This is a genomic window from Parasediminibacterium sp. HNIBRBA5674, assembly GCF_056745525.1.
This window is the reverse complement of record NZ_JBQWIE010000002.1, coordinates 113,109-138,971: the sequence shown is the minus strand read 5'-3', so window position 1 is coordinate 138,971 and position 25,863 is coordinate 113,109. Positions and strand designations below refer to the sequence as shown.

The window sequence follows — 25,863 nt, the reverse complement described above, 5'->3', positions numbered from 1 at the left end:
TTTAACCTATTAACATTTACACACAAGTTTAAGCTATGCTATTACTAAACATTGCATTAACATAGACTGCTATAGATACACTTACTTGGTTTCCTCTATCTTAGCAGCCATCCATTGTAGCAATAATGAAGCACCCCAAAACCAGCATACTTAAACACAATATTGATGCACTAATTGCCGCTTTTGTTGGCGCAAGCATTATTTATTGGCTAGCTGTGCAGCATGGTATTGGTGTTTCGCCAGATTCACTTACTTATACAAGCGTTGCACGCAATATGCAGCAAGGTAGGTTTTGGTATCAGTTTGATGGTAGGCCGCTCATCGTATTTCCATGCTTCTACCCTAGTTTTTTAGGTAGCGTTATGTTTGTATCGCAACACGATATTATTGCCATTGCACCCATACTAAATGCACTACTATTTGCCTTAGTAATTTTTATTACGGGCTGCTTAGCGCAGCAAATAACAAGCAGCAAATTATATAAATGGCTGCTTTTAAGTTGCCTTATTATTAGCTCGTCGCTTATAGAAATTTATAGCATGTTATGGAGCGAAACATTGTTTATTCTACTACTGCTATTCTTGTTTGTTGCGCTGCGCAAATATGGTGCTACTTACAGCATCAAATCATTGGTACAACTTAGCGCTATTGCAGCAGCAGCATGTGTTACACGCTTTGCAGGTGTTACATTTATAGCTATTGCAGCCTTGGTAATATTGATGGATGGCCAATTGGTATGGCGCAAAAAATGGTGGCATTTGCTCGTCTTTGGTGCAGGTAGTTTGCTGCCTTTAATAGCTAATCTTTCCTACAATTATTGGCTTGAAGGCACTTTAACTGGTGATAGACAAAAAAGCCTTACCCCTTTTGCAGATAATCTACAATTTTATGGCAATACCTTTTATGATTGGTTACATCTACCACAAATGTTTTACAGCCATGCAGACCTTGTAGCCGCTACACTATTTGTAGTGATGGTATTATTAATTGCAACACGCTGCTGGCAACAAAAAGCCATTTATACTTATCAAAATATTGCCACGGTAGCTTTTGTTATTTACGTGGCATTTATAGTGGCTACGGCTTCTATTTCTCGTTACGAGCAAATTAATAACCGATTATTATCTGCCGCTTTTATACCTATGCTATTGGCTATCAGTTATTGGTTACCCGGTGCTTTGAAGCAAATAAAAATAGTTACTATAAAATGGTTGGTAACTGCTTTGTGCCTTACCGTTGTTGGTTTATTTCAGTATCAGCAATATTTATGGGCCGATGATTGGCGAGGCATGGTGATTGATTATGGCATACCAGGTTACACCGATGCTACTTGGCAGCAATCGCCTATTGTGCAGTTTTTGCAAAAGCAGCCGCAATTTTTTAAAAGTGGTACAACTATTTATGCCAATGCGAATGATGCGGTATATTTTTTTAGTAAACTTAGCTGCAATACTTTACCAGAAACCGTTCATACACAAGAGATACAAGGCTACTACAACACCAAGCCACATTATATTGTATGGTTTACCAATGAGTTTGACAACCCAAATATTCTAAGATTACAAGCCATACAACAGCATCGCCAACTAGATACCTTGAAAACCTTTACCGATGGTTATATTTTAATGAGTAGTATGAAGAAATAAAGTATTACCACATTAGACACAAAGGCACAGAGTTTATTCAGAAGTTGTAGGTAAGCTTGTACACACTTGCTAACTCAAGATAATAACAACATTGAAAATACATTTTCATTGCTTCTTTACCTCGTGGTTTCTTTACGCACTACTTACTGCTCACTTCTCACTACTCACTTCTCACTATTGCCCTACTTTTGCCCCATGCTTACAAAACAAGAAGAAGACTATATCATTTACTGGGCTAAGCAACGTGATACTTACAGACAAAGCTTTGTGCAGTTTGTAAAAGGTATGTCAGTAGGCTTGGGCATTTGCGCAGCCATAATTGTAGCGGTAATTACAGGCTGGTTTGAACGTGCCAATATGGTAGCCAACAGTAAAATGAGTACCATTGTATTTGCCTTAGCATTGCTAATAATAACCGTATTTATGGCTTGGCTATACCGCAATTTTCAATGGGAAAGCAAAGAACAACAGTATTTAGAACTATTAGCCAAAAGGGATAAAAGCAAGGCTAAAGCAGATGAACAACCATAAATAGAATGCAGACAATCATGATGGCTAAGCTAAACATGATAAACGATGCCGGAATTGTAAAAAATCATGATAATCTGCGTAATCTGTGTGCTATTTTCAAATAAAATCGCCACTTTTGGCCTTGGATTTTTTCATAGCCTTTCCCCCTATCTTTGCCCACTTAAAAATTTTTAAACCGTTACTAATTATGCAACTGAAAGGTTTAGTACGCTTCTTTGCGATTGCCCTAATTCTTATCTGTATCTATCAACTATCATTTACTTGGTTTGTACATAGCCATGAGAACGATATGGAAGCTAAGGCTGACAAATGGGTATCAGCAAGTTATCCATCTGCGAAAGAGAAGTACGCAGGCAATGAAGCGCTTCAAGCACTTTATGCTGACACATTGAAAGAGTTAAAAAGAGCTCGCTTACAACGCTTATTAGACAGCACCAAAGACACTAAAATTGGTCCATTTGGTTTAACAACTTACCGCAGCGCAAAAGACAAGGAAGTATTACTTGGTCTTGACTTGCAAGGTGGTATGAGTGTAACCGTGGAAGTAGGTTTAGATGGCTTGGTAAAATCGCTTGCTAACTATAGCAAAGATGCTGCCTTTAACAAAGCGCTTGACGCAGCTGTAGCAAAAAAGGCCAATAGTGGCGCAGACTTTATCACGTTGTTTACCAACGAGTTTAAAGCTGGTAACCCTAACGCTACTTTAGCACCGCTTTTTGCAGGAAAAAGTAACGGTAAAGTAAAGTTTGATGACAATGACGCTAAAGTAATTGCTTATTTAAGAGAGCAAGCTGAAAGTGCCTTCAACAATACTTTACGCGTATTAAGAACACGTATTGATGGTTTTGGTGTATCGTCACCAAGCATTAACCCTGATAAAGTAAAAGCTGTAATTAACATAGAATTAGCTGGTGCTAACGACCCTGAAAGAGTACGTAGAATCATCCAATCTAGCGCCAACTTACAGTTTTTTGAAGTGTATAACCTAAACGAAATAGGTGATGGTTTAGTAGCTGCTGATAAAGCGGTACAAGACTACTTAAACGGTACTAAAGCTGTTGACACTACTAAAAAAGATACTGCTGCTACAGCTGCTGTTGTTGATACAGCGAAAGCTAAAAGCATGGCAGACTTAGCTAAAAACAAAACTGCTACCACTAGCAAAGTTGATAGCTCAGTTTATAAAGCAAACGAAGCACCTATTAGACGTTTAATTCAATTTACACAACCACAACAAGGTAAAAATGGTCAAACAGTTTTCCCTGCTGCTATTGGTTATGTAAAGGCAATTGATACAAGCAAGTTGAATACTTTGTTACGCATGGATATTGCAAAAAGCAAGTTTCCAGCTAACATGGTGTTGATGTATGGTAAAGTTGATAGTGAAGATCCTGCAATTTCTAAAACTATTTTACAGCTATATGCTATCAAAACTTTAGATAATGGTCAAGCTGAACTAGAAGGCGAACACGTTGCTGAAGCAGTACAAGACTATGATGACAAAGGCAAAGTGTCTATCAAAATGAACATGGATAAAATTGGTACTAACATTTGGGCTAAAATGACAGGCAAAAATGTAGGTAAACCAATCGCTATTGTACTAGATAATTTTGTGTATTCTGCACCAAACGTAAACGAAGCTATTACTGGTGGTAACTCTTCTATTAGCGGTAGCTACACTGTAAAGGAAGCACAAGAATTAGCAGATATTTTAAAGAGTGGTAAGCTTACTGCAACAGCTAAGATTGTTCAGGACCAAGTAATTGGGCCAACACTTGGTAATGCTGCTTTAAAAGGTGGTGCATTATCTTTCTTAATTTCTTTCATTGTAATATTTGGTTTAATGCTTGTGTATTACAACACAGCAGGTTGGGTTGCTAATATTGCATTGATATTGAACTTACTATTCACCATTGGTATTTTAGCTGCACTAGGCTTTACTTTAACTGCACCAGGTATTGCAGGTTTAGTATTAACCATTGGTATGGCGGTAGATACTAACGTAATTATTTTCGAACGTATTAAAGAAGAGTTAACCAAGGGTAAAAACTACGCAACGGCTGTAAACGATGGTTACAAACGTTCATTAGCACCAGTATTAGATGCCCACGTTACTACTTTCTTAACGGCTGCAATATTGGCTTACTTTGGTTTAGGCCCTGTATTAGGTTTTGCAACTACACAAATGGTTGGTATCGTATTATCATTGTTCTGCGGTATCTTAATTTCTCGTTTAGTTACAGACTTGTACATGGGTAAAAATCGTCACTTCGATTACTTTACTGGTTTATCTAAAAAAGTATTTAAACACGCTTCTTATAAATTTATTGAGTACAGAAAAGTTGCTTACGGTATCTCTGCGGTAGTATTGGTATTAGGTATTGCTTCTTACTTCAATGGTTTCGATCAAGGTGTTGAATTTGCTGGTGGTAGAAGCTACACAGTTAAGTTTACACAAGCTGTAAACCAAGAAAAATTAATCGATGAACTAAAAGTAGAATTTGGTAATCAAGCGCCTATTATTAAAACTGTAGGTAGTGCTAATCAATTAAACATTACTACTGCTTATAGAATACATGAGACTGGTAAAAACATCGATTCATTAGTAGAAACAGCTTTATTTAAAGGCTTAGCTAATCATTTACCTACTGGTACTACTTATGCTGAATTTGATACCAAATACAAACAAAGTTCTCAAACTGTATTACCTACAATTTCTGATGACTTGAAATCTGGTGCACAAAAAGCAACCATATTTGCTATCTTAGTTATTTGCTTGTATATCTTCATCCGTTTCCGTGATTGGAGATACAGTTTAGGTACTATTTTCTCTTTGTTACACGACGTATTTGTAACCTTAATCGTATTCAGTTTTGCTCGTAAAATTGTGCCTTTTCCATTAGAGATAGATCAGCACTTTATCGCAGCGATACTAACCGTTATTGGTTTCTCAATGAACGATACCGTAATTGTGTACGATAGAATTAGAGAAGACAGCAAGCTAATGAAAGGTGAAAGCAACGCCACTATCATTAACAGAGCGATTAACCAAACATTAAGCCGTACAGTAATGACCTCATTAACTGTATTCTTAACCATCTTAATCTTATTCATCTTTGGTGGCGAGGTTACAAGAGGTTTTGCATTTGCGATGTTAATTGGTGTTATCACAGGTACCTACTCATCTATTTTTGTAGCTGCACCTATCTTGGTTGACTTTGCAAAAAACAAACCACTAGGTTCTAGTGAAGTGAAAAAATAAATGATTGATATAGTTTACTTAAAAAGCCCTGCAACTAGTTTGCGGGGCTTTTTGTTTACTATTAGCTTCGCAAAAAATGGCCTTAACATCTATTAGTGTTTGAAAGACGCAAGTTCTACGTATTATTGCACTGTAATTAATGATAGCCAAGCTAAAAAATATCGTTTTAAAGTGCCTGATACTACTAATGGCATTACAAATACTCAATCAAAGTATTGATGCAATAGAGTTTCACCCAATATTAGTTAGCAATACATCTCATAATACTTTCAACGATATTAATTCAGCTACCGAATATATTTCTGAGGTAGTACTAGGCCATAAAGATGCTTTTCCTGAAACAACACATAAGCTGCCAAAGCAAAAAACTACCCAAAGTTTAAAGCATACTTCTATTAAAATTTATGAGCCAAAACCGCTCAATTTTACTTTAGAACAAGAGTTTGTAACCGTTGTATCTGTTGCTTTTCCATTAGATGAAAAGTACTGTTTCTTATTTTCTAAAGATATTACACCACCACCACCCAAAGCGTAACGCTTTTGCATTTACTTAATGAAAGTCATTACCGTACTTACAGGTTTGACCACATATGTTAAATGCACTTGTACGTACTTATTACTTATTACAAAACGCACTAAGCGTTATATGGCATAGCATCTATCACGTACAAATTCACCAATAATTATTACAACATCTTATTCGCAAGCGAATGTATAAAGCATTTATCAATGCTATTATCATTAGCGCATAAACTCGGTTTTTTTTGACGCAAGTTCAGCAATGAACGAACGGGCTGCTATTTCTATAGTGGCCCCTTTTTATGTGTACAGTAATGATTCTAACGCCCCACATAATAGCCCTGATTGCAGCGGCTAGCCCACAGCCATGAGGCACGACCCGATAGCTATCGGGTGGCGAGGACTAATAGCGAAAAGCAGGAGGGCTGCTTGGCTTTGAAAAACTGTTGCGCTTCTAATTTTTTAGTGTACCAGTTACAGCTCTGCCAATGGCAACGTAACTGTAAACGTAGTGCCTACATTGGCTTGGGTGCTAAACTGTATGGTACCGTTAATGTTTTCTACAATGCCTTTACAGATGGCTAAGCCCAAGCCTGTACCAGATGTTTTGGTGGTAAAGTTGGGTGTAAATATGTGGCTTTGCATGGCTTCTGGTATGCCTTTGCCATTGTCTGTAATGCTTATTACAACTGCCTTTGCTTGCTGCTGTTGTACAATGGTTATTATAGGTTTGTTGGTTTCGTCTTCATCGTCTACCGCTTCTATAGCGTTTTTAATAAGGTTGGTAAATAAGCGATTGAGTTGGGTTTTATCGGCCGTAACTAAACTTGCGGTTGTATGCTGATAATGAATGGTAACGCCCTCGCTGTGGTGATACAAAGCAATAACCGAGGTAAGCACTTCTGCAACATCAAACGTGTCTAATTGCACATTATTAATATTGGCAAATTGGCTAAAATCGCCAGCAATTTTTGCTAGTTGGTCTATTTGTTCTACCAATGTGGTGGCTACTTTTTTAGAGAGTTCTTTGCTATTGGCAGCATCTGCATCTATGGCTTTAAGCAAGTATTGAATGCTTAGCTTCATAGGTGTTAGTGGGTTTTTAATTTCGTGGGCTACTTGCCTTGCCATTTCTCTCCACGCACCTTCACGCTCGCTGCGAGCTAGTGCCACAGCACTTTGCTCTAGCTTTTGCACCATGGCATTGTACTCATTTACCAATGGTGCAATTTCATCGTTTCTATGCCAGGTAATTACTTCGTTGTGCTGCGATAGATTCACCTGTTGCATTTTATCGGCTATGGCTTTAAAGGCAGATACAATGCGCTCTGTAAGTAAAAAAGCGATAGCACCAGCCAGCAAAAACACAAACGCATTTAGGTTTATAAGGGTAGCGATAAAGTTTGAAATTTCTTGTGTAAGCTCTATCTGCGAGTTTAAATATGGAATATTGAGGTAGGCAAATACATGACCATCTTCATTGAGAATGGGTAAGTAAATACTAATGTAGTTAAGCTTACCTATATGTTCTGACTGTATAAAACGACTAGCCTTACTGTAATGTAACACCTCGTAAGCCTTAGGGTTCATTTGGTAGCTAAGTAAAGATTTGTTGTAGATGTAAGGCTGCGTGGTAGCTATTTGCTTGCCATTTGCTGTAAAAAAATTAATGTCTACATTATGTACTTCTGATACCTCGGTAATTTTACGTTCAAGTTCATTTACAAAGCCTACTTCAGTTATGGTAAGGGCATCGTCAAAAAGCATTTGCGTACGAATTTCTTTTACTTTCTGCTCTATCTCGTTGGCTATTAATTGTATGGTTTTACTTAACCTAGCTTCATTGGTAGTATTAAAGCGATTGATAAAAAAAGATATGGTTGCTATACCAACTACCACAAACGAAAACAAGCTTACAAAAATGATGGTAGTATGTATTTGAGCACGAATATTGGTTTGTAAAATTTGCGTAAGCGTTAGTTTACTAAAATCTGTACGTAGCAAATAACTACCTGCATGAAACGTAATTACCAATATTAAAAAAGTAAAAAACAAATAGGCAAATAGCGTAGCAACTTCTATCAGGCCAGGGTCTTGCCTGGCAATAATAATGGACCTTGCATTACCAGCATTATACCATAGCTCGGTAAAGTTGGCGGTTGTTATTTTTTTATACTCGTATGGAGTTAAGGCTTTATTATTCATTTGTGTAGGAAAATCGTAATCGTTTAGCTTGTTAGCCATTTTACCATTAATGTACACAGCATAAGCGTAATTAGTATTTAGGTCGATATTTAAATCTTGTACTTGCTTAAATAACTCAGGGTACAAAGCCTCGCTTTTATAGCGCTTTGGCTTTACTACCACAAAAAAATAGCCTAGTTTTATGCCATCATTTTCTATTGCTTTTTCGTACAAATAATGCACTTGATCATCGGCATTTTGATAGGTGTACAAATCCTGTATAATGCCAGCTTTGCCCTTATTTACGGCTATTGCTTTTAAGATGGCATAACCAGTGGGATCATCGTTGTATAGAGGATGATACAAAGTGTCGAAGGTGTAAATACGCGTATCGAACTTATTGAGATAGCCCGAAAAATTTTCGCTCAATAAGCTATCTTTTAAAAATCTATTACTAAATTCTGAATGAAATTTATAGAAGTTTTTTACCAAGCTTTTATCATCGAAATTAGCCATTGCAATGGCTAATAAATTTTCGCCATTAGGGTCGCTTTGATTGGCCAAGCGCTCTGCCATATTTTGGCGTTGCGCCCACTCTACCACTTTGTTTTGCGAACTTACAAGAATGGTACACGAGGCTGCAAACCACATCATCCAAAAAATAAAAAAAGAGGACTTAAGCAATGACAAATACAGATCATTTTTACGCCAATTGGTTAATATTATATAACACAATAGCCAAGCTAGTATCACAAGATGCATGGTTGTTTTAGGGCTACCTATCGTAAATGACAAATACACCAACCCTAACACTAACACCACCAATAATTGTAGCCATAGCGGTAGCTGATAGCGCAATACTGGCTTTAATAAAATATGAGACAAATGGTAGTAAGATAATGCCAAAAAACCTAGCACAATAAAGCTGATAATGCTGTAAATAGTTAAGCTGAAAAAGTTGGTAACATCAAACGAAATTTTTGAATCAGATACAAGACTTGTAACAATCTTGGCTACAAAAAATGTAATTTCTAAAAGCAATACAAGATTAGTGTACACCAACCATTTGGGCGACTGGTGCTTATCAGTAGTAGGTTTATAAAACTTGTAATACCCTATTAACCAAAAAGCCAAAACACTATTTATTAATAAATGCCCAAGCGATGGATGTATTTGGTTGGATGCATACACTGACCTATCGAACAAACCGAGCTTAGAAAACTGAAATGGAAACGGCAATACGTAAGTAAGCAACCGCAAAAAAATAACTGTACATACTAAAATAATATACCCTTTATTAAACCCTTTGTCTTTAACTACTTGCAAGCTTAAACTATTAAGCGCTACTACAAACAGTATTATTGCTAGTGTACGTAATAAAATAGTTACAAAATCGTAGGAAATAAAATAGTCATTTTGCTTAGGTGTAATTTTAAAAATAGGTTGCTGTTCGCTATTATGTACAACATAAGCCCCACTATCATTACTTATGTCATATTGCGCATCTAAATCACTAAAGCCATCAAAGTTGGTGTGTAAGTATTTGTTTTCTATAAAATAATGCCACCTAATAGGTATTACTGCATTTACCAGAATGGTTTGTCCATTTACGCGAGTAGATTTTTTTACAATTTCAAAATTGCCATTTTGATTGGTGGTGAAATAACTACCATCTTGCTGCAATATATTTTGAGTAGGCAAATAATATTGGTTGCTATTCCAATACGTTAAAATAGGATGACCCACATCGTTTAACACATACACAAACAAGCCAAAAGGCAGGTTTTGTAGTTGCGATTGCTTTGTAGTAAGCGTATCTTTTGTAAGTAGTGTAAGTAAAGCATTATCGGTATAAATTGTATTAAATGTGGCTTCATGCTTGGCTATTCTAGCTTCTAATTGCTTTACTACTTGGTTAGGCGCAGCACGATGAATTAAAAAAGCAGTAAGCAGTACAGATATTACATAAAGACACAATGCTGTAATAAGTATTCGTCTGTTTAGCCTAAAAGCGGTACGTAATGATTGGGTCAAGCGTTTTTATTTAAGCGTTTTACTTCGTTCCAAATTGCATCCATTTCATCCAAAGTCATATCCTGTAAGGCTTTGCCACGTTGCGTAGAAATGGTTTCTATTTGCTGAAAACGATACATAAATTTTTTATTGGTCTTTTCTAAAGCACCTTCAGCATCTACCTTCAAAAACCGTGCATAATTTATAAGGCTAAACATTACATCACCAAATTCTTCCTCAATATGCGCTTGATTGTCTTCTGCAATAGCTTCTTGCAACTCGCCTATTTCTTCCTGCACTTTCTTAAATACATCTTCTTTATTTTCCCATTCAAAGCCTACTTGCTTGGCTTTTTCTTGTATGCGAGTGGCTTTAACCACAGCAGGTAATGCTTTGGGCACACCACTTAAAACACTCTTTTTATTGTTAGTTTTAAGCTTTATTTGCTCCCAATTACGTTTTACATCTTCTTCATTTTCTACAATTACATCACCATAAATATGTGGGTGACGAACAATGAGTTTTTCGCTAATGCCATCAATTACTTCTTGCAACGTAAATTGGTTTTGCTCGCTACCAATTTTTGCATAAAACAAGATATGTAGTAGCACATCACCTAGTTCTTCTTTGATGCCTTTAAAATCTTGATCCGTAATGGCATCGGCAAGCTCATAGGTCTCTTCTAGGGTTAATGGACGTAAGGTTTCTATTGTTTGCTTTTTATCCCAAGGGCATTTTGCTCTTAGGTCATCCATTATAGAAACTAATTTTAAAAAACTATCTGATAATGTTGGCATAATACTATTTTAATGAGATAACGAAAATGGCAATGCTGCTACTGCAAGAAAACTGATAACAGCTATAATAAAGAATAGAAAATAAAGCAATAAACACTTAATAAACGTTTTAAATCTACCTTGATGGTAAAAATTTCGCAACGATTTGTATACGTAAAAAAACGAACCAATGCTTACAATAGCAGATAAGAAAGTGAATAAACCGAAGTGACTGAGTTTATATAAATAATCTAACCCTAACTCAAATAATATCAACAAATAAACACCAATATAAAGGTTTATTATGAAAATGATATGATTGACGTAGTAAAATTGCTTTAACTTCCTATATAAAAGTTGCAATATCAAGGCCATAAAAGGTAAAGTTATAAACATAACTTGAGGTATTTTATGCTTTACTTCTTCTCTATTTTCTGACAATCCATCTAAAAAACCTTCTATAGCACCTTTATTTTCAGATGTGTTCTGCTTTTTCTGTTTATGTGTGTTAACAAATGTTATTCCTGGCACAGCAAGCGTATCTGGCTCATTTTCTTCGTCTTTAGTTTCTTCAATAGAAACATCCTCAGCAACAATACCTTTCTTATCTATTCTATTTTTCAATTCTTGCGAATATTTTTCAACGGCAGCTTCCTTTGTTTTGGCACTAGAATGTTCAAGCTTTTTTTGCCCGCTTTTTATTGGATTTTCAACTGGTTTATACGCATATCTATTGGTCTTTACAGTGTCTTTCACTACTTTTCGATGCGCATCGTGTGTACTATCTTTTTCCTGATGTGTGTCATTATTACCAACAATAGACTTACTAATTTTTAATATATTAGTTATCGCTTTTTTTTGGGTTAGCAATTTTTCTTTTACATCAGCATCTTTTGTCATCTTAATTGAATCTGATAACAAATCTTCAATAGCTTCTAAAGAATCTATAACGTGATCCTTTTCAAAATTTGATTTAAAATTGGCTTTAATACTATCACCTATACCAAAAAGACCACCTTTTTTACCATGATTATCAGCTGATTCTACTGTATGTGTCGCATCGCCATCCTTAGCATGTTCTTTTTTATTTACCGAAAAATAAATTAAAAAGAAAATAGCTGATGTAAAGATGTACATCCTAATTGGATTGAGATAGCTGTTGCGTCTGCCACGCATATATTCATAAGATAAAAAACCAGGACGTAAAATAAGGTAGCGCAACGTATCGAAAAACTTACCATCAAAGTGCGTAATATCTTCTATAAAATGCCTCACCAAATGCAAAAAGGATTCTTTAGGCTCAACATTTTCTTGCCCACAAACATGGCAAAACCTACCATAAATAACCGCATTACAATTAAGACACTGCTTTTCCTTTCTTTCTTTTAAATGAGACACGCTGTTAATATTTGGCTAAAAATACAGCAACAAGCGGTTATAGCCAATGATATGCTTTGATGTTTTTGGATTGTTAATAAACTTGCTTCTACATTTGACGAAATTTCTTCTCTAATGCGCATTGTTTTTATACTGTTTACTGTTTGTTTCTGTAGCATTGTTAATGGTCAATATTATTACAACGATATTGTTGCCAACACCTTAAGCAATCAGCAGTTTAAGTTGATAAAACAAGCCAGAATAAAAACCATCAAAGCTATTAGCTACGAGCCTTCGGGTGAAGTAACGCAAGGCTTTAGCATAGAGCAAGAAGTAAGTCCTGATTTTAGAAAAACAGTAACAACTACTTCATTACAAGAAGGCTCGAAAAGTACCTTAACAGTAACTTACGAAAACAGCAGAGTAAAGAAAAGTGTAGATGTAAACCACAAGGTAGAAACGACCAATACATTTACTTACAACGAGAAAGGCTTGCCTGTAACTATTACTTCAAACACAAACGATACAGCCGTTGGTATTAATAGTAACGAAGTACATATTTGGACTTATAATGCCAATAACATTCCTGCATCTTTATTAAAAATTAAGAACAAAGTAGACACTACTTTTATTGAGTTTGTGTACGATGAAAAAGGCAATATTGGTGAAGAACGTTGGAAAAGAAAAGGTAGAGTTTTTGAAACCTATTATTACTATTACAACGATAAAAATCAAGTAACAGATATTGTACGCTTTAATACTAGAGCTAAGCAAATGCTACCAGATTTCTTGTACGAATACGATGATAAGGGCAGAATTAGCAAAATGACCCAAGTAACTAATGGCGGTAGTAATTATCTAGTATGGACTTACACTTACAACGATAAAGGACTTAAAGAAAGCGAAGTTTGCTACAACAAGCAAAAGCAACGAATTGGCAAGGTTGAATATGGGTATTTGTATCAGTAAAGTTTAAAGTAGTTATGGCTTTATAAAATAGCTACGCATAATCAGTCCAAATCCATTTTACTTGCTGTGCAGCATTGGCAGCATTGTTAAACATCCCTTTTAATGCTATCTCACGTAGTGTAACATCTTCTGCTACAAAAGGTAGGTTTTCAATGGCTTGTATAGCAGCTATAAACTCGTCAGCAGTATTGGCTATGTGGCAAAGACTTTCTAAACCGCTACCATCTACAGTAGCAGTATTTACTAGGCAATGTCTACCATTATACAACGCATTTAATAATTTCAATTTAATGCCCGTACTATGAAAAGACGGTAAGATATTTACATGTGCTTTTGCTATCATATCCTGCATTTCCTTTTCAGATGGATTAACAACAATGCAAGTATGCAATTGTGTATGTGCAAGGCGTTGTAGTTTCTCACTAGGATTTTTACCAGCAATTACAAACGGCACTTCTATTTTACTAAACACTTTTTCTAACAACCAAATGGCGGCTTTCTCATTTGCATCCACGCTTAAATCTGCTTGGTACAAAAAGTAATTACCAATGCCTGTAATGCCCTTTACTTCCCAAGTTGGTGGTAAGTATAATGGCAAATAATCGATGGTTTTACATTGATATTCACTGCGATAATAAGCGACGTCTTTATGTGTAACGCCCCAATAGGCAGTTGCTTTACCTGCAATAGAAGCCTCGTAATGTTTCAATAATCTACTTTCTCGCCAGTAATACAATTTCTTAAAAGGTGAGGTAGCTGTTTTATATAAGTCGTGATAATACTGGTATTCTACATTGTGTATACGTACAAATTTGCGCCGCTTCGCGAATCTATCATCGTTTAACAGATAAGTGCAATGTACACCTTCCATAAAAATGGGGTAATCGTCTTGTAGCAGGTTATCTAATAACTCATCATTTTTGCGAGAAGCTACTATATAAGGCAGTGATGTTGAGATACTTTCATGGCCTATTCTGCGCTCATAATAATTAACGGATACACAATATTTATTCAACTCTTCTTGCGCACCACGGCCGTAATCAAAACAATGTAGGTGAATATTTACCCCAGCAGCTTGTAATGCAGGTAGCTTGTAAAATAGGTCGAACACACCACCATAGTTTACCGGATAAGGCACGTTTAAACAAACAATATGTAAATGCTTTTCCAAAATTTCTATGGCTTTATAGTATCGTATTCCAAAATTGAATCAATGTTTTTTCCTCTTGTTGCCAGTTAAGCTGCTCATTAGCTATAGCGCAATTAGCTTGTAATTGTTTGTATAAAACATTGTCGGCCAATAAATTGTTCAATGCTGTTGCAATTGTTTGTGGCAGTACATCTTTTATCATGTAGGCAAAGCCATATTGGTTGTTGATGTGTGCATATTCTGGGTAATTGACGCATATCTGCGGTATGCCAGCCATCATATAATCGAAAAAGCGATTAGCAAGTGAGTAATATTGATTTAGCCCTTCACTTTCAAAGATGGTAACCCCAACATGACATTTAGGTGTAATAGCTTTTAGTTCATTTGGCAATACCGCACCCATTAGCGTCACCTTATCTTCTACACCATATTGTTGTATTAAGTCTTGTACTTGGGTAAAATAGTTACCATTACCACATATTAATAGGTTAGCATCTACCTGTTGCATGGCAGGTGTCAGGGTTTCAAAACTGCGGCCTTCGTTTACAGCACCTTGATACAATACCGTAAAGCGAGGATATTTTTCCAATACAGTTATTTCTTTCTTCAGTGGTAGATTTCTTACTATCTGATAATCAACCCCATAGCGTCGTTTAAACTCTTCCTTAATGAACAGATTTACTGTATAGCCATACTGAAAGCGAGGTACTACAAAGCGCTCTATGGCTAACCAAACCTTGTGTATACTTGGACGGCTTACTACCTCAATTAATTCGGTAAATAGCTCGTGTGCATCGTACACCCTAGGTTTACCTCTAATAATAGATGCGATGTAATTTGGCAGAATTGTATCTAAATCTATGGCACAGAAGGCATTAGCTCGTGTAAATAACAAAAAGAATAGCAGCCGTAAGTTGTATTCAGTATAGAACAAGAAGCCTTTAGTAAAAAAGCAAGGCAAGCGCTTTTGGATAAATGGTTGCGCTTGTAATGGTATGGATTTTTTTAGTCGTCTACCCACCAAAACTACCTCATAACCAGCACTCGACAACGATGTACAGATACGCTGCATCCGTTGGTCGTAGCTTAAATCGTTGGTTACTGTACAAATAATACGGGGCAATGTGACTAAGTTTGAGGCAAATATAGCCGTTGGCATTTTGGCAAAACCATAGTTGTATCATTTTTATCTACTTAAAATCTGTGGCTTTTAATACGTAGTTAAATGGGAGTAAGATGGGTGTTGCTAGGTAGTTGGTATCTATTTGCAATGTTGAAAAAAAATATTTTTTAAAACTTTCTACACTTACAAAATTTATCCTACTTTTGCAGCCACAAAAAATTTAAAAGAAGCAATACCGTTTGCTCTAAAAGAAATTAAGATGTCAATTACTAAAGAAAAAAAGATTAGCATTTTCACCCAATTTGGTGGTGCTGCAACTAACACTGGTTCTACTGAAGCTCAAATAGCTTTATTAACTGAGAGAATTTTAGATATTAGCAAACACTTACAGGCTAATAAAAAAGACTTCTCAAGCCAAAAAGGTTTAATTCAATTAGTAGGTGAGCGTAAAGCTTTATTAAGCTACATGCAAAAAACTAACCTAATGGGTTACCGTGCTTTAATTGAAAAATTAGGTCTAAGAAAATAAAGTCTCAAATCCCTACTAAGTGGGGTTTGGAGGCCTTCATATACAATACTGAATTCACATTCTCGTATATGCAAATCCCAACTTCTATTTGATGTTGGGATTTGTGTTTTTCACTCCTATTTTTCCTCATTTATTAGTTATTCTAACACGGTAATGTTAATGGCTTTATATTAGCACATTATCTTTATTACCACATTATTACACTACAATGTTATCACAACCAATACAATCAAGTTTTCTGCTACCAAGTGGTGCAGAAGTATTTATCGAAACTGGTAAACTAGCCCGCCAAGCAGATGGTGCTGTTACCGTTCGTCAAGGCAACTGTATCTTATTAGCAACTGTAGTTGCCAATAAAGACCCAAAAGAAGGTCAAGACTTTTTTCCTCTAAGTGTTGATTATCAAGAAAAATTTTCATCGGCAGGTCGTATACCTGGTTCTTTCTTTAAAAGAGAAGCCCGCTTAAACGATTATGAAATATTAACTAGCCGTTTAATTGACCGTGCGTTACGTCCATTATTTCCAGAAGATTATTTCTGCGATGTACAAGTATTAATAAGCCTTGTTTCTAGCGACTTAGAAGTGTTGCCAGATGCATTAGCTTGTTTAGCTGCATCGGCTGCTATTGCGGTTTCTGATATACCAATGAAAGAAATTATTTCTGAAGTTCGTATCAGCCGTTTAAATGGTGAATTTATTGTAAACCCAACAAGAAGCGAATTAGAAGCATCTGACCTAGAATTTATTATTGCTGCTACTGAGAAAAACCTAATGATGGTTGAAGGTGAAGCAAAAGAATGTAGCGAGGAAGATTTAATTAAAGCTTTACAATTGGCTCATGACGCTATTCGTGTACAAATTAAAGCACAACAAGAACTAAGAGCTGCTAAAGGTGTAACTGGCTATAGAGAGTATAAAAAACCAGCTGAAGATTTAGAAATTAAAGCTAAAGTTGAGGCTTTTGCAAAAGATAAAATTTATGAAATTTCTCGTAAAGGTTCTGCAAAACATGAACGTAGCGATGCTTACAGTGCTTTAAAGAACGAATTAATTGAAAGTTTAGGTACAGAAGTAACAGATTTACAAAAGAAATTAGCTAAAAAATATTATGCAGATTTACAATGGGAAGTTGTAAGAAGCATGATTATAGACGATCGTTTCCGTTTAGATGGTAGACAACTAGACCAAGTTCGTCCATTAGCTATGGAAGTTGATATTTTACCAACGCCACACGGTTCATCTTTATTTACTAGAGGTGAAACACAATCATTAACTACTGTAACATTTGGTACTGGTTTAGATGAATTATTAGTAGAAAGCGCTGCAAAATCTGTTGATAGCAAATTCTTCTTACATTATAATTTTCCTCCGTTTAGTACTGGTGAGGTAAAAATGATGCGTGGTCAAAGCCGTAGAGAAGTTGGTCATGGTAACTTGGCTATGCGTTCTTTAAAACAAATGATGCCGGGCGATAATTATGCTTACACAGTTCGTGTAGTAAGTGATATATTAGAAAGTAACGGTTCATCATCAATGGCTACAGTTTGTGCAGGTTCGTTAGCTTTAATGGATGCAGGTGTGCCTATTCCTAAGCACGTAAGTGGTGTAGCAATGGGTTTAATTACCCGTGAAGATGGTAAATACGCTATTCTTACAGATATCTTGGGTGATGAAGATCATTTAGGTGATATGGATTTTAAAGTTACAGGTACTCGTGATGGTATTTGCGGTGTACAAATGGATATTAAGGTAGATGGTTTAAGCATGGAAGTAATGATGGAAGCTTTAGAGCAAGCTCGTAAAGGTCGCTTACACATTTTAAATGCGATGTACGATGCGATGCCTGCTGCACGTGAAGAAGTGAAACCACATGCACCACGTATGGTTAAAATCATCATTGATAAAGAATTTATTGGTGCAGTGATAGGACCAGGTGGTAAAATTATTCAAGAAATACAAAGAGAAACTGGCGCTACTATCAACATTGAAGAAGTTGGTAACACTGGTGAAGTAAGCATCTTCTCTCCACAGAAAGAAAGCCTAGAAAGAGCTGCTGCTTGGGTTAATAGCATTACTGCAATACCTGAGGTAGGAAAAACTTACGAAGGCACTATCAAGAGCATTAAAGACTTTGGTGCATTCGTAGAATTTTTACCTAAAAAAGAAGGTTTACTACATATTAGCGAAATAAGTTGGAGCCGTTTAGAAACCATGGATGGCGTATTTAACGAGGGCGATAAAGTAAGTGTTAAGCTAATGGAAGTTGATCAGCGTACTGGTAAATTTAAATTAAGCCGCAAAGCATTAATGCCAAGGCCAGAAAGATCTGCTGAAGATGGTGAAAGACAAGAAAGACCAAGAACAGATAGACCTGATAGACCAGAAAGAAATAGGTATTAATCTCAATTAATATTAATCCCCTCAGAATTTGAGGGGATTTTTTAATTCAAATAGTTGTGTTGTAAATAAAAATGGCTGAAAATAGGCTTGTAAATTCAAAATTTGCATCTAAAAATTATCTTGAATAATTTATTTGAAAAATCGTTGCGAAATTTGAAGATATACCCTTACTTTTGCCGTCCAAATTTTGGATAGTTATGTTAGCAATTGTAAAAATAGCAGGTCAGCAATTTAAAGTACAAGCTGGAGATAGTTTGTACGTACCTCATATTGAAGGTAACACTGGCGATAAAGTTCAATTCAGCGAAGTATTGTTAGTTGATAACGCTGGTGCCCTAACTGTAGGTGCAGACGTTAAAACTGTAGTAACTGCTGAAATAGTTAAAGACCTTGTACAAGGTGACAAAGTAATCGCTTTTAAAATGAAGCGTAGAAAAGGTTTCCGCAAGAAACATGGCCACCGTACACACTATACCCGCATTAAAATCGAAAGCATCGCTTAATTTTAAGATGGTATTAGTAATGTGCCTACTGCACAGGCGTGAGTAGCATATTATCCATTCAAAACTTTCAAATCTTTATAAGATGGCACACAAAAAAGGTGAAGGCTCGGTAAAAAACGGCCGTGATTCTAATAGCAAACGTTTAGGCGTTAAAATATTTGGTGGTCAGCCAGCATTATCTGGTAATATCATCATCCGTCAGAGAGGTACACAGTACCATCCTGGCAAAAATGTAGGTGTTGGTAAAGACTTTACATTGTTCGCTTTAACTGATGGTTTAGTTCAATTTAGAAAAACTAGAGAAGACAAAACTTACGTTTCTGTAAGCCCTGTTGAGGTAGCTGAATAAAAATATTTTTGCAGTACGCAATAAGTTTTTACTTTTAGGTTATTAACTAACCATTAAATTTCTGAAAACATGGCAACTGCAAAAAAAGCAGCACCTGCAAAGAAGGCTGCTCCTGCAAAAAAAGCTGCACCAGCACCAGTAAAAAAAGCTGCTCCTGCAAAGAAAGCTGCACCAGCACCTGCTAAAAAAGCCGCTCCTGCAAAGAAGGCCGCACCTGCAAAGAAAGCTGCACCAGCACCTGCTAAAAAGGTCGCACCTGCAAAGAAAGCTGCACCAGCACCTGCTAAAAAGGCCGCTCCTGCAAAGAAAGCTGCATCAGCACCTGCTAAAAAGGCCGCTCCTGCAAAGAAAGCTGCATCAGCACCTGCTAAAAAAGCTGCTCCTGCAAAGAAAGCTGCACCAGCACCTGCTAAAAAAGCTGCTGCAAAAAAGAAGTAGTAAACAAGTAAATGATTTTACTATCATACTATTAGTCCCGAAGGTAACTTCGGGACTTTTTTATTTTAAACCGTTGATGTTTTTGATAGTACCGTGATTATTTGAGTTCTTTATGTTTGTAATTGATTAAACTAATTAGTATGGATAATTATGCAATAGCCGAAAACTTCTCATTACTTGGCAAACTGATGGATATACATGGTGAGAATAGCTTTAAAACAAAATCGTATTCGGTAGCTGCTTACACCATTGAAAAGTTGCCATCTGCCTTAGTAGACTTGCCAGCTGATAAAATATTTGCCATTAGAGGTATAGGCAAAACTATAGGTGAAAAAATAGTAGAGCAAATAGAAACAGGCGAATTGCAATTATTAAACGAATACTTAGCGAATACACCGCCAGGCATTATAGAGATGCTAAACATAAAAGGCATTGGCCCTAAGAAAATTTCTACTATTTGGAAAGAACTAGAAATAGAAACATTGGGTGAACTACTGTATGCCTGTAACGAAAACCGCTTGATGCTGTACAAAGGCTTTGGCGAGAAAACACAGCAAAATATTAAAGAAGGTATTGAGTTTTACCTTGGCAGCCTAGGTAGTTATTTATACCAACAAATAGAACATTTTGCAGGTAATGTACATGCTAAAATGCAGGCATTATTTCCTAAAGAAAGATTTACTATAACAGGTGCTTTTAGAAGGCAACTAGAAATAATAGAAAAGCTAGAATGGGTAACCACACTAGATAAGCAAGTACTGATAGATTTTTTAACCAAACACCAATTTGATTTGGTAGATGATGATGGTAATTATGCATCGTTTGTAGGCAAAGAGAATGTAACGCTTGGTTTTTACTGCGTAGCAGAAACAAACTTGTATAGCACCTTATTTACTACAAGTTGCAGTGATGATTTTTTAAGCAATTGGAACAACATTACGGGCTGGGACGAAACTGCAAACTACGATAGTGAAGAAGCCATATTTGAAGCAGCTAACCTAGCTGTAATACCTGCTTACTTACGTGAAGACGCTGCTATAATACAACAAGCTAAAAGCAATAGTTTACCAACAATCATTACTCATAAAGATATTAAAGGCATTATACACAGCCATAGCAAATGGAGCGATGGCGTAAATACGCTTGAAGAAATGGCTAGCGCTGCAAAAGCACAAGGCTATGATTACTTGGTAATTAGTGATCACTCGAAAACTGCTTTTTATGCGCAAGGCTTACCTGAAGAAAAGGTAATGGCTCAACATGCGCAGATAGCTGAGATAAACGCTAAAATGGCGCCATTTAAGATATTTAAAAGCATAGAGAGTGATATACTTGGTGATGGTAGTTTAGATTATGATACAGATGTACTTAAAACCTTTGACGTAGTAATTGCTTCTATTCACTCGAACTTGAAGATGAGTGAAGAAAAAGCCATGTTGCGCTTGATAAATGCTATAGAAAATCCTTACACATCGATACTTGGCCACATGACTGGTAGATTGTTGCTAAGCCGTGGTGGCTACCCTGTAGACCACGTAAAAATTATAGATGCTTGCGCTGCCAATAATGTGGTGATAGAACTAAATGCGCACCCAAGAAGATTGGATATAGACTGGCGCTGGATAAAACATGCGCTGGACAAAAATGTGCTGATATCTATTAATCCTGATGCACATGCGATAGATGGTTATGCAGATTGTAAATACGGTGTTTTAGTAGCGCAAAAAGCTGGGCTTACGGCTGCGAAAAACTTGAGTAGCTTTAGCCTTGAACAGTTTGAAGCCTTTGTAGCAGTGCAGCAACTTAAACGCTAATATTTAACAAAATGCAACCCTACGAGAACGTTTTATATTTAATGTTAACGATAGGCATTGAGCAAAGTATCTTATTTAGCAGCTAAAAAACAATTTACACCTGTAGGAACTAAGGCATTTCTGTTTTGAAAAGTGTTACTCCCGTTAGAACTAAGGCATTTCTGTTTTGAAACGTATCACTCCCGTTGGAACTAAGGCATTTCTGTTTTGAAACGTATCACTCCCGTTGGAACTAAGGCATTTTTGTTTTGAAACGTATCACTCCCGTTGGAAGTAAAGCATTTCTGTTTTGAAACGTATCACCCCCGTTGGAAGTAAGGCATTTCTGTTTTGAAATGTGTTACTCCCGTTGGAAGTAAAGCATTTTTACCCAAAACATAAAAGCGAATCATATAAGGGCTTTACATGTGTTACCTTATAGTATTTTTTGTGTAAAAAATCTTGTTGTATGAAATAATTACTTATCTTTTCGTTCTTAAAACGATAAGCTATATGATTAAGTTTAATGACATTAAAATTGGCGACTTTGTGCAAGCCGAATACGAAGGTCAATTATCTACTGGTGAAGTAGTAAACCTTAATGGTGACGAAAAACAAGTATGCGTACTCACTGATGTACAAGAGTTTTGGTTTGATACCGAACACCTTCACCCGATTGTACTGGATGATGCTGCTTTGCTAGACCTTGGTTTTAGTAAAGAACCAAATGCTGATGGCTCTGCCAAGTACAAAAAAGGGAGTTTTAGAATTGTAACGCCTGTAGATGGTGATTTTAGTAAAATGGAAATGTGGTATAGAGAAGACAAGCGCCACAACCCTAATGTGCATTATGTGCATCAACTGCAAAACCAGTATTTAGATATGACCAAGATACACTTAACGAGAGAGCTTGTTTAGTGATTGGGTATTTGAAATTTATAATTTGAGAGGATTGAAGCTATTGACCTAATTGAGTCAGTAGCTTTTTTATTTTAAGTAGTGCTCATTGAAGAACATTAGCAATTTCTTGCGCTAATTGTTTGCTAATTTTGATACACTAAAAAATAAATTATGCGCTGGTTAATAGTACCATTATTATTAGTTGGTTTACAAGGTATGGCACAGTGTAGAACGTATCGTTTAACATCTACAGGCGATACGATTAATTGCACTGATATGAAAAGCCAAAAGCAGGGTCGATGGAAAATACGCATAGAAAGCCTACGTGGCGAACCTGGCTATGAGGAAGAAGGTGTGTTTAAAAACGATAAAAAGGAAGGGCCTTGGCGCTTATATAGTTTAGAAGGTGATTTTATAGGGCTTGAAAATTATCGCTGGGGCTTTAAAGATGGTATTTGTAGATATTATACTATTGCTGGGCTAGAAAGAGAAGAAAGCTGGCGAGCCATTAACCCTGAAAAACCTTACGATACGATAGATGTACCCGATGTTGTTGACCCGTACAAGGTGATAAGAAGGGTAATAAAACGTGAAGGTGATGCCTATAAAAATGGCGTGTGGAAATATTACAGACCAGGCTCTTTATCGCTTGTAAAAACCGAAAACTATGATATGGATAAACTGGTAATACCAAAAGTAGAAGGTGCAGCATCAACTGCAGTAGCTAAAACAGATACTACCAAAAAAGCGCCTGAGAAATTGAAGACCAAAGAGATTTTAGAATTTGAGAAAAAGAACTCAGGCAAAAAGACCTTTAAAGTAAGGGATGGCAGAGTTGGGTAAAGCCCCAGCAATGCCCCGACCCTAAAGGGAGTTTTTAAACACCTTAAATAAAAAAGCGGTGAAGTCAGTTAACGACTTCACCGCTTTTATTATCATTCAATCACAAAAATCATTTCAATCATAAATCTTATTTACCACCTTTTTCCTTTGCAATTTGCATTGGATTTTTGGTAGTAGCAGCTGGGTTTCTACGGTTGCCTGCACCTGCTTTAAACAAAGCAAATTTGCTTGGTTCTGCATCTACTTTACCCCAAACGTTGTTAGCCTCGTTTATGTCAGCTGTTTCACGTAATGGATCTAATTTAATAGATATTGCTTTTTTAGTGGTCATGAAAACTTTGGTAACCAAGTTCTCATTCTTACGCCAAATTTGTGCTGGTATTCTTTCTATTTGGTTAGTACCATCTTCAAATTTAAACTCAACAATAATTGGCATTACCAAACCACCTTTGTTGCTAAAAGTAATTTCGTACAAATGTGTGTTGGCATATTGTGCTTTTTCCTCTGCAGTTAAAGCTTCTGGTGCAGCAGGCGCAGCCGCTGGCGGTAAAGCCGCTTTTGCAGTGCTGTCATAAGGCTCAATACCTCTATCGTATCTCCAATAGAAATCTCTTAAAGAAGTATCAGCATCTACTTGAAACACAATCTTTTTATCTTCTCTATTTCTGATTTTAGAAATATCATCAAATAAAGGTACTAGTGGTTTTGCAACACCGTTGCCACCACCAAAACCTGCACCACCTCTACCACCAAAGCCACCAGCTTGTGCAGTAGCATTAGGATCGTAAACGGCATGCTTTACAGTATCTATAGCAATGTCGCAAGGGTCTGTGCTGTAAAACCAACCACGCCAAAACCAATCTAAATCTTCACCACTTGCATCTTCCATGGTACGGAACAAATCGCCCGGTGTTGGATGTTTAAATGCCCAACGACGTGCATATTCTTTAAATGCATAGTCAAATAATTCACGACCCATAATGGTTTCACGTAAAATATTTAAACCTGTAGCTGGCTTGGTATAAGCATTAGGACCAAAGTTGATGATATTTTCACTGTTAGTCATAATTGGTTCTAGCTGATCTTTTGGCAAACGCATGTAATCTGCAATGGTCCATGCAGCACCTTTACGAGAAGGAAATTTGTTATCCCATAACTCTTCTGTAAGGTATTCTACAAAACTGTTTAAGCCTTCATCCATCCAAGTCCATTGACGCTCGTCGCTGTTAATAATCATTGGGAAGAAGTTATGGCCAACCTCATGTATAATTACACCAAGCATACCATTTTTGCTAGCTTCAGTATAAGTACCATCTTTTTCGGTTCTACCATAGTTAAAGCAAATCATTGGATATTCCATACCATTACTTGCCTCTAAGCTTTGCGCTACAGGGTAAGGATAAGGGATAGAAAACTTAGAGTAAGTTTTTATAGTGTGCGCTACTGCTTTGGTAGAAAATTTACGGTACAAACCATAAGCTTCTTTACCATAAGCACTCATACACATTACTTTTTTGCCCTCAACATAAGCTGGCATGGCATCCCATACAAACTTGCGTGAAGAACCCCAAGCAAAGTCACGTACATTATTGGCTTTAAATACCCAAGTTTTAGTACCACTTGCAGGTGCTTTTTCAGCTTTGGTAGCTTCTTCTAAGGTTACTACTTCTACTGGTTCTTTTGCATTTTTAGCAGCAGCCCAGCGAGCTTGCTGTGCAGCACTTAATATGCTAGCATAGTTTTGTCCTTCACCTGTAGCCATAACAACGTGGTCAGCAGGTACAGTCATTGCTACATTAAAGTTGCCAAATGTTAGTGCAAACTCGCCGCTACCAACAAATTGGTGGTTTTGCCATCCTTGAAAATCGCTGTACACGCAAAGGCGAGGATACCATTGTGTCATGGTGAAAATGTAGTTGCCATCTTCTGGAAAATACTCGTAACCACCACGGCCACCTACTGATAAACGATCTGTGATTTTGTAGCTCCAATCAATGTTGAACTTAAAGGTTTGACCAGGTTTTAAAGCAGTTGGTAATTCTATACGCATCATCGTTTTGTTAATGGTATATTTTACTGGTTTGCCTAAAGCATCGGTAATTTTAGAAATTTTATCACCTAAGCCATTGTCTTTTTTGGCGTCAGCCATAGCTTGTAAGCCTGCTACAGTTTGCGCTCTGCCAAGTGAATTACTAGTTTGGTAGCCAGAATTGTATACTGAACTATGTTCGTTTTCATCTAACTGTAACCACAAGTAGGTTAATACATCGGGACTATTGTTAAAGTAGGTAATCGTTTCACTACCTGTTAGTAACAATTTTTTCTCGTCTAGTGTACATTTAATATCATAGTCAGCACGTTGTTGCCAATACTTAGGGCCTGGTGCACCACTAGCGGTACGGTATTCATTTGGCGTAGGTAAAATAGTACCTAACTGCTCAAACTTATTACCGTGATTTGATCCTGGGTTGTTCTTAATATCCTGCGCCGTAGCACCGATACCAGCACCCATCAAAGCAAATAATAGAAGCTTTCTCATTGCGTGTTGTTTATAGTT

Annotated in this window: 19 protein-coding genes; 13 read left to right on the top strand and 6 right to left on the bottom strand. The window is 36.6% G+C overall.

Annotated features, from left to right (window positions below):
- The first annotated feature begins 125 nt into the window (after positions 1–125).
- From ACT9TX_RS02040 to ACT9TX_RS02025, 4 genes are all read left to right on the top strand, one after another.
- Positions 126–1,646, top strand: a complete 1,521-nt coding sequence (locus tag ACT9TX_RS02040) for a hypothetical protein (protein WP_481336535.1) — start codon at positions 126–128, stop codon at positions 1,644–1,646.
- Between the two features lie 195 nt (positions 1,647–1,841).
- The gene (locus ACT9TX_RS02035) at positions 1,842–2,177 is read left to right on the top strand and encodes a hypothetical protein (protein WP_481336534.1); all 336 of its coding nucleotides are present in this window, start codon (positions 1,842–1,844) and stop codon (positions 2,175–2,177) included.
- A gap of 187 nt (positions 2,178–2,364) precedes the next feature.
- A complete protein-coding gene (gene secDF, locus ACT9TX_RS02030) occupies positions 2,365–5,439 on the top strand; it encodes a protein translocase subunit SecDF (protein WP_481336533.1) in 3,075 nt (1,024 codons plus the stop codon).
- 187 nt (positions 5,440–5,626) lie between these two features.
- A complete protein-coding gene (locus ACT9TX_RS02025; protein ID WP_481336532.1) occupies positions 5,627–5,974 on the top strand; it encodes a hypothetical protein in 348 nt (115 codons plus the stop codon).
- Between the two features lie 458 nt (positions 5,975–6,432).
- Here ACT9TX_RS02025 and ACT9TX_RS02020 read toward each other — a convergent pair whose 3' ends face one another.
- From ACT9TX_RS02020 to ACT9TX_RS02010, 3 genes are read right to left on the bottom strand one after another with little or no spacing between them, the layout of a single operon-like run.
- Positions 6,433–10,176: a sensor histidine kinase gene (locus ACT9TX_RS02020; protein WP_481336531.1), complete on the bottom strand. Its 3,744-nt coding sequence runs from the start codon at positions 10,174–10,176 to the stop codon at positions 6,433–6,435.
- Entirely contained in the window at positions 10,173–10,952 is a 780-nt protein-coding gene (mazG, locus tag ACT9TX_RS02015; RefSeq protein WP_481336530.1) for a nucleoside triphosphate pyrophosphohydrolase, read from the bottom strand. Before mazG ends, ACT9TX_RS02020 begins: the two co-directional genes overlap by 4 nt.
- A 9-nt stretch (positions 10,953–10,961) precedes the next feature.
- Entirely contained in the window at positions 10,962–12,329 is a 1,368-nt protein-coding gene (locus tag ACT9TX_RS02010) for a DUF3667 domain-containing protein (RefSeq protein WP_481336529.1), read from the bottom strand.
- A 114-nt stretch (positions 12,330–12,443) separates the two neighbouring features.
- Here ACT9TX_RS02010 and ACT9TX_RS02005 point away from each other — a divergent pair, with 114 nt between their 5' ends.
- Entirely contained in the window at positions 12,444–13,277 is an 834-nt protein-coding gene (locus ACT9TX_RS02005) for a hypothetical protein (RefSeq protein ID WP_481336528.1), read from the top strand.
- A gap of 31 nt (positions 13,278–13,308) precedes the next feature.
- Here ACT9TX_RS02005 and ACT9TX_RS02000 read toward each other — a convergent pair whose 3' ends face one another.
- On the bottom strand, positions 13,309–14,448 hold the full coding sequence (locus tag ACT9TX_RS02000) for a glycosyltransferase (protein WP_481336527.1): 1,140 nt from the start codon (positions 14,446–14,448) through the stop codon (positions 13,309–13,311).
- Positions 14,449–14,461: 13 nt separating this feature from the next.
- Entirely contained in the window at positions 14,462–15,586 is a 1,125-nt protein-coding gene (locus ACT9TX_RS01995) for a glycosyltransferase (protein ID WP_481336526.1), read from the bottom strand.
- Between the two features lie 223 nt (positions 15,587–15,809).
- Here ACT9TX_RS01995 and rpsO point away from each other — a divergent pair, with 223 nt between their 5' ends.
- The 8 genes from rpsO to ACT9TX_RS01955 all read left to right on the top strand — a co-directional run bounded on the left by rpsO (position 15,810) and on the right by ACT9TX_RS01955 (position 23,306).
- Positions 15,810–16,079: a 30S ribosomal protein S15 gene (gene rpsO / locus ACT9TX_RS01990; protein WP_481336525.1), complete on the top strand. Its 270-nt coding sequence runs from the start codon at positions 15,810–15,812 to the stop codon at positions 16,077–16,079.
- A 208-nt stretch (positions 16,080–16,287) separates the two neighbouring features.
- Complete coding sequence (gene pnp / locus ACT9TX_RS01985) at positions 16,288–18,480, top strand: polyribonucleotide nucleotidyltransferase (RefSeq protein ID WP_481336524.1); 2,193 nt, start codon at positions 16,288–16,290, stop codon at positions 18,478–18,480.
- A 197-nt stretch (positions 18,481–18,677) separates the two neighbouring features.
- A complete protein-coding gene (gene rplU / locus ACT9TX_RS01980; protein ID WP_379014214.1) occupies positions 18,678–18,983 on the top strand; it encodes a 50S ribosomal protein L21 in 306 nt (101 codons plus the stop codon).
- An 82-nt stretch (positions 18,984–19,065) separates the two neighbouring features.
- Positions 19,066–19,332 (top strand): 50S ribosomal protein L27, encoded by a 267-nt coding sequence (gene rpmA, locus ACT9TX_RS01975; protein WP_481336523.1) that lies wholly within the window; start codon positions 19,066–19,068, stop codon positions 19,330–19,332.
- A gap of 69 nt (positions 19,333–19,401) precedes the next feature.
- Entirely contained in the window at positions 19,402–19,770 is a 369-nt protein-coding gene (locus ACT9TX_RS01970; RefSeq protein ID WP_481336522.1) for a hypothetical protein, read from the top strand.
- Positions 19,771–19,910: 140 nt separating this feature from the next.
- A complete protein-coding gene (locus ACT9TX_RS01965) occupies positions 19,911–21,584 on the top strand; it encodes a helix-hairpin-helix domain-containing protein (protein ID WP_481336521.1) in 1,674 nt (557 codons plus the stop codon).
- A 492-nt stretch (positions 21,585–22,076) separates the two neighbouring features.
- Positions 22,077–22,481: a hypothetical protein gene (locus tag ACT9TX_RS01960; protein ID WP_481336520.1), complete on the top strand. Its 405-nt coding sequence runs from the start codon at positions 22,077–22,079 to the stop codon at positions 22,479–22,481.
- Positions 22,482–22,634: 153 nt separating this feature from the next.
- Entirely contained in the window at positions 22,635–23,306 is a 672-nt protein-coding gene (locus ACT9TX_RS01955; protein WP_481336519.1) for a hypothetical protein, read from the top strand.
- 127 nt (positions 23,307–23,433) lie between these two features.
- Here ACT9TX_RS01955 and ACT9TX_RS01950 read toward each other — a convergent pair whose 3' ends face one another.
- A complete protein-coding gene (locus ACT9TX_RS01950; protein WP_481336518.1) occupies positions 23,434–25,845 on the bottom strand; it encodes a M1 family metallopeptidase in 2,412 nt (803 codons plus the stop codon).
- Positions 25,846–25,863 lie beyond the last annotated feature (18 nt).

What these genes read in the sequence shown, in the direction of transcription:
- ACT9TX_RS02040 (WP_481336535.1), top strand. Translation starts at nt 126, where the DNA reads ATGAAGCACCCCAAAACCAGCATACTTAAACACAATATTGATGCACTA.
- ACT9TX_RS02035 (WP_481336534.1), top strand. Translation starts at nt 1,842, where the DNA reads ATGCTTACAAAACAAGAAGAAGACTATATCATTTACTGGGCTAAGCAA.
- secDF (WP_481336533.1), top strand. Translation starts at nt 2,365, where the DNA reads ATGCAACTGAAAGGTTTAGTACGCTTCTTTGCGATTGCCCTAATTCTT.
- ACT9TX_RS02025 (WP_481336532.1), top strand. Translation starts at nt 5,627, where the DNA reads ATGGCATTACAAATACTCAATCAAAGTATTGATGCAATAGAGTTTCAC.
- mazG (WP_481336530.1), bottom strand. Translation starts at nt 10,952, where the DNA reads ATGCCAACATTATCAGATAGTTTTTTAAAATTAGTTTCTATAATGGAT.
- ACT9TX_RS02005 (WP_481336528.1), top strand. Translation starts at nt 12,444, where the DNA reads ATGCGCATTGTTTTTATACTGTTTACTGTTTGTTTCTGTAGCATTGTT.
- ACT9TX_RS01995 (WP_481336526.1), bottom strand. Translation starts at nt 15,586, where the DNA reads ATGCCAACGGCTATATTTGCCTCAAACTTAGTCACATTGCCCCGTATT.
- rpsO (WP_481336525.1), top strand. Translation starts at nt 15,810, where the DNA reads ATGTCAATTACTAAAGAAAAAAAGATTAGCATTTTCACCCAATTTGGT.
- pnp (WP_481336524.1), top strand. Translation starts at nt 16,288, where the DNA reads ATGTTATCACAACCAATACAATCAAGTTTTCTGCTACCAAGTGGTGCA.
- rplU (WP_379014214.1), top strand. Translation starts at nt 18,678, where the DNA reads ATGTTAGCAATTGTAAAAATAGCAGGTCAGCAATTTAAAGTACAAGCT.
- rpmA (WP_481336523.1), top strand. Translation starts at nt 19,066, where the DNA reads ATGGCACACAAAAAAGGTGAAGGCTCGGTAAAAAACGGCCGTGATTCT.
- ACT9TX_RS01970 (WP_481336522.1), top strand. Translation starts at nt 19,402, where the DNA reads ATGGCAACTGCAAAAAAAGCAGCACCTGCAAAGAAGGCTGCTCCTGCA.
- ACT9TX_RS01965 (WP_481336521.1), top strand. Translation starts at nt 19,911, where the DNA reads ATGGATAATTATGCAATAGCCGAAAACTTCTCATTACTTGGCAAACTG.
- ACT9TX_RS01960 (WP_481336520.1), top strand. Translation starts at nt 22,077, where the DNA reads ATGATTAAGTTTAATGACATTAAAATTGGCGACTTTGTGCAAGCCGAA.
- ACT9TX_RS01955 (WP_481336519.1), top strand. Translation starts at nt 22,635, where the DNA reads ATGCGCTGGTTAATAGTACCATTATTATTAGTTGGTTTACAAGGTATG.
- ACT9TX_RS01950 (WP_481336518.1), bottom strand. Translation starts at nt 25,845, where the DNA reads ATGAGAAAGCTTCTATTATTTGCTTTGATGGGTGCTGGTATCGGTGCT.